Here is a 17,756-nt window from a genome sequence, read left to right as displayed (position 1 = left end):
TTGTATTTTTGCATACTTGTTAGATAATAAAATAAATATGATATAGGATGTAAGTATTTAGAATATACTTACATCCTAGTTATGTGAAAAAGATATGATTTATGAGTAAGAAAACAACAATCTTGTTCGACTTTGATGGGGTTATAACCAATACCGAACCTCAGTACGATATCTATTTTAATGCATTGGCAGAGAAATATAATTTGGGTATCGATAATTTTGCTTTCAAAATAAAGGGTGTGACTATGCCCAATATTATAGAGAAGTATTTCTCTCATTTTTCTCAGGATGTAATAGATCAGATACTTAAAGAAACTGATGATTTCGAAAAGCAAATGGATTTTCAGTTTGTGCCGGGTGCCGATGCTTTTATCGAATATGTGAAAAATAATAACTACAAAATAGGCTTGGTAACCAGTTCGCGGGAGTTTAAATTGAAGATAGCACTCGAACAAATGGGATTAACCAACACGTTCGATACTATAGTTACAGCTAATCGCATAACACAAGGTAAACCCGACCCGATGTGTTATCTTTTAGGAGCAAAAGATTTGCAATCCGATCCATCGGAATGTGTTGTTTTCGAAGACGCATTGTCTGGCATTCAGGCGGGAACGACTGCGGGAATGCGTGTGATAGGTTTATCGACAACTATCCCTGCCGATCAATTAAACGGTCTGGTATATGCAACTATTCCCGATTTTACCGATATACCTCTCGTTCTTTCGTATCTTGATTAATGTTTGTATCTTTGCCACACTTAAATATATTCATAAAAATTAGAAGAATCGGATGAGCGATCAAAGATATAACCAACGTGGAGTTTCGGCTTCGAAAGAAGATGTTCATAACGCGATAAAAAATATCGACAAAGGTATATTTCCTAAGGCTTTCTGTAAAATAATACCTGATGTATTGGGGGGAGACCCTGAGTTTTGTAATATTATGCATGCCGATGGTGCAGGTACAAAGTCGTCGTTAGCATATACTTACTGGAAAGAAACAGGCGATTTATCAGTCTGGAGGGGTATTGCTCAGGATGCCTTGATTATGAATATCGACGATCTTCTATGCGTTGGAGCAACCGATAACATATTGCTATCTTCTACTATCGGGCGCAATAAAATGCTTATTCCGGGCGAGGTTATATCGGCGGTAATAAATGGTACAAACGATTTGTGCGAAGAACTTTCGGAACTTGGTGTAAATGTGTATCCAACAGGTGGTGAGACTGCCGATGTTGGCGATTTGGTTCGTACAATAATAGTGGATAGTACTGTAACTTGCCGTATGAAACGTTCGGAAGTTATTTCGAATGATAATATCCAGGCAGGCGATGTTATAGTCGGGTTATCATCTTCGGGACAGGCTACTTACGAACGCGAATACAATGGCGGAATGGGTAGTAATGGTTTAACTTCGGCTAGGCACGATGTATTTGCTAATTATTTGGCGAAGAAGTACCCCGAAAGCTACGATAATTCAATTCCAGAGAATCTTGTATATTCGGGAGGAAAAAAACTGACAGACAGCATTGACGGACTTGATATAGATGCGGGTAAATTGGTGCTTTCGCCAACTCGTACCTATGCTCCTGTTATAAAGCAAATATTGGATAAGTTGCGTCCTCATATTCATGGAATGGTTCATTGTTCGGGTGGCGCTCAAACTAAGGTACTCCATTTTGTAGATAAAGTGAAGATTATAAAAGATAACATGTTTCCTGTTCCTCCGTTATTCAAACTTATACAAGAACAATCGGGTACCGATTGGAAAGAAATGTATAAGGTATTTAACATGGGACACCGGATGGAAATTTATTTACCCGAAGAGTATGCTCAGGAAGTGATGGCTATATCCCAGTCTTTCAATATTGAAGCTCGTATAGTGGGTAGGGTAGAAGCATCGGCGAAAACAGAATTAGTAATAGAAAGCGAGTACGGACGTTTTGAGTATTAAACGACCGCTGACAATAAAATAGAAAGTCAATCCCTGTAAGCTAAAACCTTGCAGGGATTGTTTTGTTTATCAATAATCATATTTTTCGTATATTTGTTGATCCTGAAAAAATGATTAGATTAATAAGTTATAAAAATGGAGAACATGGAAACTACAGAGTTGGGCATTATTAACAAATGGTTATATAAGGTTCTTACTCAAATAGGCATTTCGGAAGATTGGGTTGTGTATGTAAAATTATCTATCCTTATAATTCTTACTATTGTAATTGTTTTATTGCTTCAGTATGTTGTGAAAAAACTTCTTACGTATGTATTCAATAAAATAACTAAGGTTACAACTTTTGAATTTTTCGGCTATGCTGTTAAAAATAAAGCGCCGTATTATTTGGCGTTGGTTGTTCCGTATTCTTTTGTACGGGGAGCTATACCTGTTATTTTTGAGGATTTGGATGGTTTTACCGAACCTTTTCTGAAGATAACCGATATCTATCTTGTGTTTATGGTTATCTGGACAGTTATGTCGTTCGTTCGTGCCGGTGCAAGTGTAATACAAAGCAAGTCGGCGTTTAAAAATCGTCCTTTTCAGAGTTATTTGCAGGTAATACAAATAATATTCGTGATAATAGGCCTTATTATTGTTTACTCGATATTAACAGGAAAATCGGCCACAGGATTTTTTACGGCAATGGGTGCGGCATCTGCTATTTTGATGTTGATGTTTAAAGACACGATTATGGGATTTGTGGCAAGTATTCAGTTGTCGACAAACGATATGTTACATATTGGTGACTGGATTACCATGAATAAATATGGTGCAGACGGTACTGTTGAAGAAATAAACCTAACAACAGTGAAAGTTGTGAATTTCGACAAAACAATAACAACTATTCCTACTTATGCATTAATATCAGATTCGTTCCAGAATTGGCGCGGAATGTCCGAATCGGGAGGGCGGCGATTTACACGTTCCTTGTATATAAAACAGTCCGATATCAGATTCATGAAGGATGAAGAGTTGGAACAGATGAAAAAGATAGAAGGCCTATCGGAATTTATAACCAGAAAACAAACAGAGTTTAAGGATATAAACGAGAAGCTGAATATAGATCAAAGTTTGGCTCTTAATGGGCATCGCCTTACTAATAACGATTTGTTTATGGAGTATGCAAACTGGTATTTACGTACTCATCCGCGTATTAATCAGCAGATGACACTGCTTGTACGTCAGTTAGCACCCACAACGCAGGGTTTACCTGTACAACTTTATACATTTACAAACACTGTTGTTTGGGACGAATACGAAGGAATATTGTCCGAAATATTAAATCACCTTATAAGTGCTGTGAGATTCTTCGACCTGAGAGTATTTGAAGAAACATCGGGGTCGGATATTCTGGATATTGAAATTCTAAAACCCCAACAGAATGGTAAATGACATTTTTTAAGGTGATAGAATTATCTTTTAGTTAATATTTTATTAGCTTTGTTTTCTTTACAAAACATATATTTTTATTTATGAGATATTATATTGGTCTTATATTGTTGAGTTTTGCACTTCAGGCTTCGGCACAGAATATTGTGAAGATGAGTGCAGTAAAAGCAAATGATTTTGGCGTGGCTTATAGCTTGCCTAAAACAAAGATAGAAGTGACGGCTGTGTATACAAAGAAAACACGAAAAGCCGGAGAGTTTTATCAGTATGCCGAGCGCTATTTAAATGTATCTAATCCTATTACGGAAAACCATACAGTTTTTACTATCGAAACAATTACTGCTCAAACTAAGGGTACACCCGATAAAAGCCGTTCGTATTTGGTGGAGTTTAAATCGAATACAGTCGGAGCTTTCGTTTCGTTGACTGAAGATGGATTAATTTGTGCAATAAACGAGGATGCAACACTTCAAAGTGTTGCTAAACGAGAAGCTTTGCCTGCATCTACGGGATTAGGTACAGATCCGAAAGCGTTTTTGTCGGAAGAAATTTTACGTGCAGGGTCTACAGCAAAGCAGGCTGAATTAATAGCAAAACAAATATATCGTTTACGCGATAGCAGAACGAATATTCTGACAGGAGAGGCTGATAATATGCCTCCCGACGGAAATGCATACAAATTGATGATGCAGCAAATTGATGAGCAAGAAAAAGCTTTGACATCAATGTTTGTCGGTACCGAAGTTGTTGAGTATGGAGAAAAGACTTTCGAAATTATTTCGGACGACAAAAGTATTGATAAAAGGATTTTATTCCGTTTTTCATCTAAGTTAGGCATTGTTGATTCTGACGATTTATCGGGAGTGCCGGTGTACTTATCGTTGACAAATAAAAATCCGAAGGAAGATGTTACTTTATCGGATAAAGAGCAAAAAGCAATGACAGAAAAATTCTCGAAAGGAATTATCTATAATGTACCGGCAAAGGCCGATTTATCCATTGAATTTAATAATCAGGTTCTTCTTAAATCGGAATGTGATGTTGTGCAGTTTGGTACGCAGGATGTGATAAGCCCTAAACAATTGGAATATAAGAAAGATTCCCCGATTAAAATTGTGTTTTATCCGGAGCTTGGAGCCATAAAACAAATAAGCCAGTAATAAACAGTGTGACTGATGGCTGTAGAAATAGAACGGAAGTTTCTGGTAAAAGGTGATTTTATATCTTTTTCGGTAAAAAATGAAAGAATAAGGCAAGCTTATATATCGTCAGATCCAAAACGTAGTGTGCGAATAAGGCAGAAAGGGGAGAAAGCTTATCTTACAATTAAAGGTGAATCTTCGGACGATGGAACCACACGTATAGAATGGGAAAAAGAAATAAGCATTGCCGATGCCGATATTCTTTTCGGATTATGCAAGGGCGGAGTTATTGATAAAGTCCGCTATTATGTTCCTACGGGAGAATTGATGTTCGAGGTCGATATTTTTGAGGGGGATAATAAAGGATTGATTGTTGCAGAAATAGAGCTGAAAAATAAAGATGATTTTTTTGTGCAGCCCGACTGGTTGGGAATGGAAGTTACGGGCGACAAACGTTATTATAATTCGCAGTTGACGAAAAACCCGTATAAAAAGTGGTAAATCCAAACCTTAATGATCGAGATTAATGTAAAAATACACGATAAATTTTCGTTTGAGTTTAAAACCTCATTTATAACAAATAAAAAAACTTTTCTGTACGAAAAGGCTAACGAATTTAGTATAAATACGTGGATGTTTATACCAAATAACCTTGATATAAACCGCTCGACTTATTCTAAAGACTCGTTTTATAAAGATAACAAGTCGAATATACGTTTAATTACTCCGGTATATCTTTTAAGCGAGATATACGACAAACAAAATCCGGATAGTCCTATATGTCGGATAAAAGAGGCATTTAAGGCATTTGCTGCCGATGTTGAAAATACTGATGCTTTCGAAAATTATACTTTTCAGATAAAAATGTTTTCCAGCATCACAAAAAGTGCTATCCGCGATAGAGTAAATTATATAATATCGGAATGTGGTAGTGCTGATATACAAAACCTTATCGAAAATTATATACATGATGTGAAGATGATTAACCGTGGTTATCACGACCTGTGGTTACTAATCAATAAGCAAGATATAACAAAGGAACAACAAGATCATTACTTTTTTGGAGACGATTTTATAGGTAATGTTATAGAACAGCATACCTATGCTTTGATGGGTGTGATAGAACGTTATTCTGTTTACGACTTAGTGAAAAAAGATTTGGTTGGACTCGTGAAATCGGGGATGAAACGGAAAATCGAGAAAGGCTATTCGTATGTAGATGAGGATAATCCAACAAATAACTATTTGGTAATAATGCGTCGAAGTATGCTGAAAAAGTATATGGAGAGCGATTTATATCTCAACACAAAGCAAACTAAGGATGGAGCAATAGCCGAGCAAATGTATTATGCAATAGCGGCCGGAGTATCTATGATTTTCGCTACTATTATTTCTTTTTCGGCTCAGTTGCATTACGGCAATTTTACCATACCATTGTTTTTCGCGCTGGTTATCAGTTATGCATTTAAGGATAGGATTAAAGATTTGATGCGCTATTATTTTAGTACCCAGTTAGGTAAAAAGTATTTCGATACAAAACGAGAACTCGAAATGCGTAATCAGAAAATAGGATGGGTTAAAGAGGCTTTCGATTTTGTTTTAGAGAATAAAGTACCCGAAGAGGTTTCTAACTTACGAAAAAGAAGTCCTTTAGTTGAGGCTGAAAACAAAATATATAACGAACAGATTCTTTTGTATAAGAAGCTCGTGTCTTTGTCTTCGGGCAAAATAAAGAAGTATAAAGGATATAAGTACATTGGTATAAATGATATTACGAGGTTTAATGTAACGCATTTCATACAGAAAATGGATAATCCGTTTGTATCGTTGTATTTACCCGACGATGAGTTTGGTTATAAAACAATAGAAAGTGAGAAAGTATATACCATATATTTTATAATAAGGGCCGAAAGCGAAAATGTTTTATATTATCGTAAGTTCAGACTTTTGTTTAATAGAGAGGGTATAAAGAATATTGTAGAGATAAATGACTGATAAAGCATTAAGTATATGTGATTAATTCTGAAAAGTTGATAATTTTTATACAAAATGTAATGTGAATAAATAAATACGTGTAACTTTGTATAATATCAATAATTAAAAACTATAATATAAATATAATAGAAATGGCAAAAGTAGTAGGGGCTGTGGTGGTTAATACCGAGCGTTGTAAAGGATGCAACCTTTGTGTTGTGGCATGTCCGTACGACGTTCTCGAACTGCATCCTAAAGAGGTGAATAAAAAAGGGTACCATTATGCATACATGAAGAATCCTGATAATTGCATAGGCTGTGCCAATTGTGGATATGTGTGTCCTGATGCATGTTTAACTATTTATAGAAAAAAGATCGATTAAAAAAAATTAGCGAAAAGATGCTTTGTTCAAGATTGAAAACAAAGTGTCTTTAGCTTCTACAAATTCTATCAATATATGTCAGAAGAAATATTTTTGATGAAGGGCAATGAAGCCATAGCGCATGCAGCAATACGTTATGGTGCCGATGGATATTTCGGGTATCCAATTACTCCACAGTCCGAGATAATGGAAACATTAATGGACGAAGCACCTTGGAAAACAACAGGTATGGTTGTACTTCAGGCCGAGAGTGAAGTTGCTTCCATTAACATGGTGTATGGTGGTGCCGGTTGTGGGAAATCGGTAATGACAACGTCTTCGAGTCCGGGTATGAGCCTGATGCAAGAAGGTGTTTCGTATCTGGCCGGAGCCGAACTTCCTTGTTTGCTGGTTAATGTAATGCGTGGAGGTCCCGGTTTGGGTACAATACAACCATCGCAAGCCGACTATTTTCAAACAGTGAAAGGCGGAGGACATGGCGATTATAAATTAATAACCTTAGCACCTGCCTCGGTACAGGAAATGGCCGATCATGTTGCTTTAGGTTTTGATATGGCGTTTAAATACCGTAATCCGGCAGTAATACTTACCGATGGTGTTATCGGGCAGATGATGGAAAAAGTTGTATTACCTCCGTTTAAAGCCAGAAGAACTGAACAAGAAATAAGAGAACAATGCCCATGGGCTACGTTAGGAAAACCTGCAAACCGAAAACCAAACGTTATAACATCTCTCGAACTTGATGCTAAATTGATGGAGGATAATAACATCCGTTTCCAGAATAAATATAAGCAAATAGAAAAAGAATTTGTATTGTTTGAAGAAATAAACTGCGAGGATGCAGATTATATACTTGTTGCATTTGGGTCTATGGCACGTATATGCCAGAAGGCTGTGGAATTGGCTCGTCAGGAAGGTTTGAAAGTCGGTCTTATACGTCCGATTACTCTTTGGCCGTTCCCGACAGAAGTTATAGCAAAATATGCACCAAAAGTGAAGGGTATGCTATCGGCAGAAATGAATGCCGGTCAAATGGTGGAAGATATACGTTTGGCTGTTAACGGACAAACCAAAGTTGAACATTTTGGTCGTTTGGGAGGAATAATTCCTACCCCTAATGAAGTGGTTACAGCACTTAAAGAAAAATTGGGTGCTTAATACATTATTTAATTAATTAAGAAAAAGTCATGAACATAGATATTATAAATCCAGAGAATCTGGTATATGCTAAACCTGAGTTGATGAACGATACTCAGATGCACTATTGTCCGGGCTGTTCGCATGGCGTTGTGCATAAGCTTGTTGCCGAAACGATATCCGACTTGGGATTACGGGAACAAACCATAGCCATTGCTCCTGTAGGATGTGCGGTTTTCGCTTATAATTATATAGATGTAGACTGGCAAGAGGCGGCTCACGGGCGGGCACCGGCTTTGGCTACTGCTGTTAAACGCTTGAATCCTGAAAAACTGGTATTTACATATCAGGGCGATGGAGACTTGGCTGCCATAGGTACGGCAGAAACTATACATGCAGCTAACAGGGGCGAAAATATTACTATTATATTTATAAATAATGGTATTTATGGTATGACCGGAGGACAAATGGCTCCGACTACATTGCCAAATATGAAAACATCCACTTCGCCCGAAGGACGCGATGTTGCTACTATGGGTATGCCTTTAAAAATAACCGAGTTGTTAGCTCAATTAGATGGCGTTTGCTTAGCCACACGTCAGAGTGTGCATACACCAGCTGCGGTGAAAAAGGCAAAAAAGATGATTCGAAAAGCTTTCGAAAATTCGATGGCAAATAAGGGTACTTCTATTGTCGAAATCGTATCTACATGTAATGCCGGTTGGAAAATGACTCCGGCTGCAGCAAATGAGTGGTTGGTTGAAAATATGTTTCCGGCTTATCCTATTGGCGACATAAAAAACATTTGATAAAACTTTAGAGAGATGACACAAGAAATAATTATATCGGGGTTTGGAGGACAAGGTGTTTTATCGATGGGTAAAATACTCGCTTATTCGGGACTGATGGAAAATAAAGAAGTTTCGTGGTTCCCTTCATACGGACCCGAACAAAGGGGAGGTACGGCAAATGTTACTGTTATATTGAGTGATTCTGCTATAAGTTCGCCTGTTGTTAACGAATACGATATTGCAATAATATTAAATCAGCCATCGCTGGAGAAATTCGAATCGCAGGTAAAGCCGGGAGGAATTCTTATTTATGACCCTTATGGTATTGCACATGGACCTAAGCGTAAGGATATTTCGGTATATAAAGTATCGGCAGTTGATGCTGCTTCCGAAATGAAAAATTCTAAAGCGTTTAATATGATTGTTTTGGGGGGATTGTTAAAAGTTGCTCCTATGGTCGACCTCGAGCATGTGATGCTAGGTTTGAAAAAATCGTTACCCGAACGCCATCATAAACTTCTTCCGATGAACGAACAAGCGATTCTTAAAGGAATGGAGATTATTGAAGAAGAACAAAAAGCTCAATAGATTAGCATTTTTAAGGCCTTCTTGTTTTTAAGAAATATTAAAAGCAAGATTGTTTAATAATATAAATCTTTTCAGATTGTCCCTTTTTAGGGATAAGGTCTGGAAAGATTTTTTGCTGATTGATGTGGCTGCTTGCTTAATGTTTTTAAGCTATTATAAAGGCTCATCGATAGTAGATATGTATACAATTCTTTAAAAAAAGATGAATTTTCGAAATAAATTCAAGGGTTATTATATTATAACTTTTCAACAAAGTTTTTCTCTCGGACTTTTTTTGTAAATTTGCGAGCTTGTGGAACAACGTTTATTTATCTAAAATACTTTTTTAGTTGTGGCAGATACAAAATATATTTTTGTTACAGGCGGAGTAATTTCTTCATTAGGGAAAGGAATTATCGCATCTTCGTTAGGTAAGCTATTACAAGCACGTGGATATAAAGTAACGATTCAGAAACTGGATCCTTATATTAATATCGATCCGGGAACATTAAATCCCTATGAGCACGGCGAATGTTATGTTACTGTAGATGGGCACGAAGCCGATCTTGATTTGGGGCATTACGAACGTTTTTTGAACCAACCAACACATCGGGATAATAATATAACCACCGGGCGTATTTATCAGAATGTTATAAATAAGGAGCGCAAAGGTGATTATTTGGGTAAAACAGTACAGATTGTACCTCATATTACGGACGAAATTCGCCGTAATATTAAAGCGTTAGGAACAAAGTACGATTACGATTTTGTAATAACCGAAATAGGTGGTACAGTAGGCGATATAGAGTCTCTTCCATTTATCGAAAGTGTACGTCAATTAAGATGGGATTTAGGTAAAAACTGTTTATGTGTACATCTTACCTATGTTCCGTATATTGCTGCTGCTCAGGAAGTGAAAACTAAACCAACTCAACACTCAGTAAAACAACTACAAGAGTCGGGAGTTCAGCCTGACATGTTAGTGTTACGTACCGAGCATTTACTTAATAAGGATATTTTACGCAAGGTTGCATTATTCTGTAATGTCGATGTCGATGCAGTAGTACAATCAGTAGATGTATCTACAATATACGAAGTTCCTATAAGAATGCAGGAGCAGGGAATGGACGAAATTATCCTTCGCAAAATGGGTATGCCTATAGGTGAAAAACCGGCAATGCAACCATGGCGCGAGTTTCTTGACAAAAAGAAGAATGCAAAAGAAACAGTACGTATAGGGCTGGTTGGTAAATATGTAGAATTGCCAGATGCATATAAATCGATAAACGAATCGTTATTACAAGCGACTATATATAACGACCGAAAACTTGATCTGCAATTTATACAGTCGGATAAAGTAACCGAAGCAAATGTTGAAGAATTACTCTCATCAATGGATGGTATTATAATTGCTCCCGGCTTTGGTCAACGAGGAATCGAAGGTAAATTTATAGCTTTAAAATATGCACGCGAAAATAACAAGCCTACATTCGGTATTTGTTTAGGTATGCAATGCATGGTTATAGAGTATGCACGCAATGTTTTAGGTTTGAAAGAAGCAAACTCTACCGAAATGGAGCCACATACGCCCTACAATGTGATAGATTTGATGGAAGAACAAAAGAACATCACAAACCTGGGAGGTTCGATGCGTTTAGGAGCGTATAAATGTAAATTACAGAAAGGTTCTTTGGGATATAAAGCATACGGAAAAGAATTAATAGAGGAGCGCCATCGTCATCGTTTCGAATTCAATAACGATTATAAGAAACAGTTTGAAGAAAACGGAATGAAATGTACCGGAATAAATCCGGATACAGGTTTGGTTGAAGTTGTAGAGGTTCCGGCACTTAAATGGTTTGTAGGGGTGCAATACCATCCTGAATATAATAGTACGGTAATATCGCCTAATCCGTTATTTATGAGTTTTATAAAGGCTGTGGTGGAAAATAAATAGAAAAGGAGAAAAATTGATAAAATAAAAACAAGTATATTAAATGGATAAAAATACGATTGTCGGCTTCGTCCTGATTGCTTTAGTAGTATTTGGCTTTTCGATATGGAATAAGCCGTCGGAAGAAAAACTTGCTGAGCAAAAAAGGTTAAACGATTCGATACAGAATGTTCAGAGACAAAAACTGCAAGAAGAGTTAAAACTGCAGGATTCATTGAAATTGCAAGCAATGGATGAGGTTGTTAATAATTTTACAGCCGTAGATCAAAGCCAACAATTTGTTTCGGCAAATAATACAACCGAAGTAGTAAGTTCAGAAGCTGATAGTGTGGAGGTGGCGGAAACTCCTGTTGAGAAAACAGAAGTTGCAGAACAGATAGTATCGCTGGAAAACGAATTATTAAAGATTGAATTTTCGACAAAAGGTGCTCAGATGAAAAGTGCTCGCCTTAAAGGTTATACTACTTATGCCGGAGATTCACTTTATCTATTTAATAAAGATGCATTGTTGTCGCTCGAACTCGAAAATAAATCAAGTATAAAACTTAATACAAAAAATGCAATTTTTACGCCGATTGTCGAGTCCGATTCTTCGGTTTTGATTTTGAGACATTCTTTTGCTCCATCTCAGTATATAGATTTTATATATGCATTACAGCCTGAAAGCTATATGGTGAAGTTTGATGTTGTTGTTGTGGGGATGAAAGATGTGTTAAGCAGTACTAGTAAAGAGAAATTTTTATTTGCTTGGCAACAAGACCTTAAGCGCAAAGAAAAAAGTGTTCAGAACGAGCAAAACTACAGCCATATATACTATAAGTTTTTGGGGCAGGATGTAGAAGAATTGAGTAGTAAGTCGAATGTAACCGAAAGCATAAATGAGCCTGTAAAGTGGATTGCATTTAAAGATCAGTTTTTTGCGTCGGTGCTTATTGCCGATTATTCATTTGATATATCAGAATTAGATTCGAAAGTATTATCAGGCGAAACTTACCTGAAAAAATATGGTGCGAATTTATATACAACTCCTGTTGCCGAAAACGATGGTTCATTTAAAGTTGGGTTCCGTTATTTTCTGGGGCCGCTTCAATATTCTATGTTGAAAAGTTATGACGATGCTGCACAGGAAACTGTAGATGAGCTTGATTTGGACAAACTTGTTCCTTTAGGTTGGACACTGTTTAGATGGATTAATCAGTATTTTGTTATACCGATATTTAATGTGTTGAACAAAACAGGATTGGGTATGGGTGTTATTATTTTGCTGTTAACTGTAATTGTCAAGCTGATAATTTCGCCATTAACATATAAATCGTATATGTCGTCGGCAAAAATGCGTGTGTTGAGACCGCAGGTTGAAGAAATAAACGCAAAATATCCGAAACAAGAACAAGCGATGGAACGTCAGCGGGCAACGATGGATTTATATGGTAGGGCAGGAGCCAGTCCAATGAGCGGATGTTTGCCTATGCTATTGCAGATGCCTATTCTAATTGCATTATTTGCTTTCTTTCCATCTGCGATAGAACTTCGTCAACATAGTTTCTTATGGGCAGAAGATTTGTCTACATACGATGCTATAATAGAGTGGGGCACAAGTATTCCTTTATTGGGTAATCATATTAGTTTGTTCTGTTTACTGATGACAATTACTAATGTGGTATATACCAAATTTAATATGGATATGACAAATACAGGTCAGCAGCAAATGCCGGGTATGAAATGGATGATGATGCTTATGCCTGTTATATTCTTATTTATTTTGAATGACTATCCTTCGGGGCTAACTTATTACTATTTTATATCTACGCTGATTACGATATTGCTGACACTTAGTTTCCGTTACTTCATTGATGAAGAGAAGTTGTTAGCAAAACTAGAAGCGAATAAAAAGAAAGTGAAGAAAAAATCGGGATTCATGGCCCGTTTAGAAGAAGCTCAACGCATTCAACAGCAACAACAAAAAAAGAAAAATAACGGAAAAGGAAGAAGATAATTGATATTTCCATAGGGCTCAATAAAAAAGAGCCGGTAATCTATAGCGAGTGGTCGGAAGAAATTTCGATCACTTTTTTATCTATATAAAGAAAAAGGAAGAATCCCTACCATACATACTTCTTGTTATAAAGATATAGGAGGGCATGTATTGATGAAACTCGGTAAGTACTTTTTTCTTAATTGTCAGCTTAAATCGTCAAAGCTTTGTTTCAGTTCGTCCAATTCTTTTTTTATATTTTCAAGATTGGATATTATCTGTTGGCGACGAATTTCTTCGTCTTTTTTGGTTCTCAGTTTTTGGCGTGCCCCGTCAAGAGTCATGCCTTTTTCTTTAACCAGATAATGAATGACAGTTATTTGATCTATGTCATCTTTCGTATACTGCCGTGTTCCTCCTTCGGTTTTGCGCGGACTGATTTCGGCAAATTCTTTTTCCCAATATCTAAGGAGCGACTCTTTTACATTAAAATGAGAAGCAACTTCTTTTATTGAGTAATAAAGCTTTTTATTTTTTTCGAAATCAATCATAACCATATAACAGTCAAAAACTAAAAGTTGTTTAATTTATTTTGCATATTATTAGTCCATAACCTGGCCGTGGTTTGCGGCAAGGCGTAACATCTGGTCGTATTCTTCCGGCGATAAATCCATAAAGTAATATTTGGCAGGGTTATCGGGCTGACCTTTAACATGTACCTCATAATGCAAATGCGACCCTGTAGATTTACCTGTATTTCCAACCTCTCCGATTTTTTCGCCTCGAATAACTTTTTGTCCAACTTTGGCTTTGTATTCATCCATATGAGCATAAAGAGTTTGGTAACCAAATCCATGGTCTACTATTATACATTTGCCATATCCTTGTTTCCAATCGGCATAAATAACAGTTCCGTTTCCTGTTGCATATATATCTGTTCCGGTTTTCGCCGCAAAGTCCATTCCTGCATGGAAACGCGTTGTCCCATAAATTGGGTCTACCCGCATACCGTATCCCGAAGCCATTTTCGATAAGTCTTTGTTTGATACAGGCTGGATACTGGGAATGTGTTTCAGCCTGTCCTTCTGTAGCTTCGCCATTTCGAGAACTGCGTCCAACGACTTCGATTGTATATATATTTGTTTAGATAATATGTCCATTTTCTGAGTCGTTTGTACTATAAGATCAGAACTTTCCAAACCCGACAAATGATCGTATCTGCCTACTCCTCCATAACCTGAATTACGGATACTTGACGGGATAGGGTCGGCGTGAAATATTGCCCTGTACATATTATCGTCTCTCTGTTGAATATCTTTTACAACAAGTAGTGCCTCATCCATTCGTTTTTGCAGAACCTCGTATTGTGCTCGTATCAGGCGGTATTCTTTTTTTTGCTGAACTTCTTTAGGGGTTTCCAATAAAAATGTAGTGATAGCCCAATAACCGGCAGCACCTAAAATTATTCCTCCTGTAAGATTACGAATAATAATGAACAATCTTTTCGCTAAACTAGGATAAACACGTTCGTATGTTAAGGTGTTGGAATTGTATTTATAATATACGTTTTTTTTCATTCGGTTATTTTTGATTGACTTTTTATATAGGAAAGAGGCAAAAGTAAACTTTTTGAGTTATTTTTGCAAACTACTAAAAATAAAAGGTTTTTAAATATAATAAACGGAGACAGGAAAATGACTTCTAAAGAAATCAGAGAATCGTTTAAAGAGTTTTTTAAGGAGCGTGGGCATCAGATTGTTCCATCGGCTCCAATGGTAATAAAAGACGACCCTACATTAATGTTTACTAATGCGGGGATGAATCAGTTTAAAGATATTATTTTGGGTAATGCCCCAATAAAATATCCAAGAGTTGCCGATTCTCAAAAATGTTTACGTGTTAGCGGGAAGCATAACGATTTAGAAGAAGTGGGACACGATACCTATCATCATACAATGTTCGAGATGCTTGGTAACTGGTCGTTTGGCGATTATTTCAAAAAAGAGGCTATTGAATGGGCATGGGAATATCTTACCGAAGTTATCAAATTAGATAAAAATAGGTTGTATGTTACCGTATTTGAAGGAAGTCCCGATGAAGGATTAGAACGAGATAACGAAGCCGCAGGATATTGGGAGAAATATTTGCCTAAAGACCGTATTATAAATGGTAATAAAAAAGACAACTTTTGGGAAATGGGCGATACGGGTCCTTGTGGCCCTTGTTCAGAAATACATATCGACTTACGTCCGAACGAAGAACGGGCTAAGGTAGACGGACTTACTTTGGTTAATGAGAGCCATCCTCAGGTAATAGAGATATGGAACCTCGTATTTATGCAGTATAATCGTAAAGCCGATAAATCGCTTGAAAGTTTACCTGCAAAAGTAATTGATACGGGAATGGGATTCGAACGTCTTTGTATGGCTGTACAAGGAAAAATTTCGAATTATGATACCGATGTTTTTCAACCTATAATTAAGGCTATCGGCATATTAACAAATAATACTTATGGCGATAATAACAAGACCGACATTGCCATGCGGGTTATTGCCGACCATATACGTACTATCGCCTTTTCTATCGCCGATGGGCAACTACCGTCGAATGCGAAAGCAGGTTATGTCATTCGCCGTATATTGCGTCGAGCTGTACGTTATGGGTACACATTCTTAGGTCAGCACAAGTCGTTTATGTATAAGTTGATACCATCTCTTATCGAAACGATGGGTGACGCATACCCCGAACTTGTACAACAAAAAGACTTAATTGAAAAGGTTATAAAGGAAGAAGAAGAGTCGTTTTTACGTACTTTGGAAACCGGAATCCGTTTATTGGATAAACAAATGGAAGAGGCAAAGGCTAAGAGTAAAACGGTATTGGATGGAACAGATGCTTTTACTTTATACGATACTTACGGTTTCCCGCTTGACCTGACAGAATTAATCTTACGCGAGAATGGAATGAGTGTCGACAATGAAGGCTTTAATGCAGAGATGCAGAAACAAAAAGATCGTGCACGTAATGCTGCTTCTGTCGAAACCGGAGATTGGGTTAGCCTAAAAGATGGAGATTCTGAATTTGTAGGATATGACTTTTCTGAAACAGAAACACAGATATTGCGTTATCGTAAAGTAAAGCAAAAGAATAAAGAATATTATCAGATTGTTCTTGAAAAAACTCCGTTCTATGCCGAAATGGGAGGTCAGGTTGGCGATAGCGGGTGGTTGAAAAACGAGGATGAAACTATTGATATATTTGATACGAAACGCGAGAATAACTTGAGTGTACATCTCACAAATAGACTGCCGTCGGATGTTACAGCAACATTTGTAGCTAAAATTGATGTTAAAAAGCGTACAGCAACCGAATGTAACCATACGGCTACGCATTTAGTACATGAAGTTTTAAGAAATGTATTGGGGAACCATGTTGAGCAAAAAGGTTCGTATGTTTCGCCTCAGGTGTTAAGGTTCGATTTCTCACATTTTCAGAAATTGACGCCCGAAGAAATAAGAAACATAGAGCGCCTTGTAACTACTAAAATACGCGAGAATATCAGCTTAAAGGAAAACCGTTGTGTGCCAATTAACGAAGCACAAGCAATGGGAGCAATGGCTTTGTTTGGCGAAAAGTATGGAGAGGAAGTTCGTGTTATTCGTTTTGGAGACTCGGTTGAACTATGTGGTGGAACACACATCTCCTCAACCGGACGCATTGGATCGTTTCGTATTATAAACGAAAGCTCTATTGCAGCAGGTATACGTCGTATAGAAGCTATTACAGCAGAAGTGTGCGAAGACTATTTCTACACTCAACAAGATATGATAACCGAAATGAAATCATTGTTTAACAATGCTCCCAACCTTGTACAGGCAATCCATAAGTTCTTTGACGAAAATACCGAGATGAAGAAAAAAATGGAAGAGTACATAAAAGATCGCATTGTTGTTGTAAAAGAAAAATTAATAAAACAGAAACAGCAAATAAATGGCGTATCCGTATTTGTTCTTAAAGGCCATTTCCCAGCTGATATAGTAAAAGATATAGCTTTTCAGATAAGAGCTGAATATCCCGGTCATTCGATGTTTGTAGGCGTAACTGATGCTGAAAATAAGCCAATGTTGACACTGATGCTAAGCGATGATTTGGTTGAAAGCGGATTAAACGCATCTCAGATAGTGCGTGAAGCCGCTAAGCATATACAAGGTGGTGGTGGTGGTCAGCCTCATTTTGCTACTGCAGGAGGAAAGAAAAGCGAAGGTTTAACCACTGCTCTAGAAGAAATGTTAAGTAAGTTAAATTGAAAGATATTAAGAATATAAGTAAACAAAAGCCAGGATTTAATCAAATCCTGGCTTTCTTTTCTGACACTGTCCATAATTTTGTGTAAATAGCTAACGGAGGGTTTGACTATCTTTATAGTTGAACCCTTTTTGC

15 protein-coding genes are annotated in these 17,756 nt (G+C 37.0%); 13 read left to right on the top strand and 2 right to left on the bottom strand.

Translation table 11 applies throughout. The features are described from left to right. The first annotated feature begins 101 nt into the window (after positions 1-101). The 12 genes from D0T53_RS06310 (at position 102) to yidC (ending at position 13,337) form a co-directional block, all read left to right on the top strand. Complete coding sequence (locus tag D0T53_RS06310; protein WP_163266206.1) at positions 102-740, top strand: HAD family phosphatase; 639 nt, start codon at positions 102-104, stop codon at positions 738-740. Positions 741-792: 52 nt separating this feature from the next. Next, a complete protein-coding gene (locus D0T53_RS06305) occupies positions 793-1,959 on the top strand; it encodes an AIR synthase related protein (protein ID WP_163266204.1) in 1,167 nt (388 codons plus the stop codon). 144 nt (positions 1,960-2,103) lie between these two features. Next, positions 2,104-3,396, top strand: coding sequence for a mechanosensitive ion channel family protein (locus tag D0T53_RS06300; protein WP_255489405.1), 1,293 nt, complete (start codon positions 2,104-2,106; stop codon positions 3,394-3,396). Positions 3,397-3,476: 80 nt separating this feature from the next. Beyond that, the gene (locus D0T53_RS06295; protein WP_163266200.1) at positions 3,477-4,553 is read left to right on the top strand and encodes a DUF4831 family protein; all 1,077 of its coding nucleotides are present in this window, start codon (positions 3,477-3,479) and stop codon (positions 4,551-4,553) included. Between the two features lie 15 nt (positions 4,554-4,568). Next, a complete protein-coding gene (locus D0T53_RS06290; protein ID WP_163266198.1) occupies positions 4,569-5,036 on the top strand; it encodes a CYTH domain-containing protein in 468 nt (155 codons plus the stop codon). A 12-nt stretch (positions 5,037-5,048) separates the two neighbouring features. Continuing rightward, complete coding sequence (locus D0T53_RS06285; RefSeq protein WP_163266196.1) at positions 5,049-6,530, top strand: hypothetical protein; 1,482 nt, start codon at positions 5,049-5,051, stop codon at positions 6,528-6,530. Between the two features lie 131 nt (positions 6,531-6,661). Further along, positions 6,662-6,892 carry a ferredoxin family protein gene (locus D0T53_RS06280; protein WP_163266194.1) on the top strand — a complete coding sequence of 77 codons (231 nt, stop codon included), beginning with the start codon at positions 6,662-6,664 and terminating at the stop codon, positions 6,890-6,892. Between the two features lie 75 nt (positions 6,893-6,967). Then, on the top strand, positions 6,968-8,050 hold the full coding sequence (locus D0T53_RS06275; protein ID WP_163266192.1) for a 3-methyl-2-oxobutanoate dehydrogenase subunit VorB: 1,083 nt from the start codon (positions 6,968-6,970) through the stop codon (positions 8,048-8,050). A 29-nt stretch (positions 8,051-8,079) separates the two neighbouring features. Beyond that, positions 8,080-8,838, top strand: coding sequence for a thiamine pyrophosphate-dependent enzyme (locus tag D0T53_RS06270; RefSeq protein WP_163266190.1), 759 nt, complete (start codon positions 8,080-8,082; stop codon positions 8,836-8,838). A gap of 15 nt (positions 8,839-8,853) precedes the next feature. Beyond that, positions 8,854-9,408, top strand: a complete 555-nt coding sequence (locus D0T53_RS06265; RefSeq protein ID WP_163266188.1) for a 2-oxoacid:acceptor oxidoreductase family protein — start codon at positions 8,854-8,856, stop codon at positions 9,406-9,408. Between the two features lie 331 nt (positions 9,409-9,739). After that, a complete protein-coding gene (locus tag D0T53_RS06260) occupies positions 9,740-11,344 on the top strand; it encodes a CTP synthase (RefSeq protein WP_163266186.1) in 1,605 nt (534 codons plus the stop codon). Positions 11,345-11,384: 40 nt separating this feature from the next. Continuing rightward, positions 11,385-13,337: a membrane protein insertase YidC gene (gene yidC / locus D0T53_RS06255; RefSeq protein ID WP_163266184.1), complete on the top strand. Its 1,953-nt coding sequence runs from the start codon at positions 11,385-11,387 to the stop codon at positions 13,335-13,337. A gap of 185 nt (positions 13,338-13,522) precedes the next feature. On the opposite strand, the gene D0T53_RS06250 is transcribed toward yidC, so the two are convergent. Both D0T53_RS06250 and D0T53_RS06245 read right to left on the bottom strand, forming a co-directional pair. Beyond that, positions 13,523-13,867, bottom strand: a complete 345-nt coding sequence (locus D0T53_RS06250; protein ID WP_163266182.1) for a MerR family transcriptional regulator — start codon at positions 13,865-13,867, stop codon at positions 13,523-13,525. Positions 13,868-13,918: 51 nt separating this feature from the next. Continuing rightward, entirely contained in the window at positions 13,919-14,893 is a 975-nt protein-coding gene (locus D0T53_RS06245) for a M23 family metallopeptidase (protein ID WP_163266180.1), read from the bottom strand. A 117-nt stretch (positions 14,894-15,010) separates the two neighbouring features. Between D0T53_RS06245 and alaS the strand changes: the two genes are divergently transcribed. After that, complete coding sequence (alaS, locus tag D0T53_RS06240) at positions 15,011-17,623, top strand: alanine--tRNA ligase (protein WP_163266178.1); 2,613 nt, start codon at positions 15,011-15,013, stop codon at positions 17,621-17,623. Positions 17,624-17,756 lie beyond the last annotated feature (133 nt).

The organism is Dysgonomonas sp. 216, assembly GCF_010501065.1.
Classification (GTDB): Bacteria; Bacteroidota; Bacteroidia; order Bacteroidales; family Dysgonomonadaceae; genus QVMM01.
The sequence above is the reverse complement of the archived record's forward strand: the minus strand, read 5'-3'. Positions and strand labels throughout refer to the sequence as shown.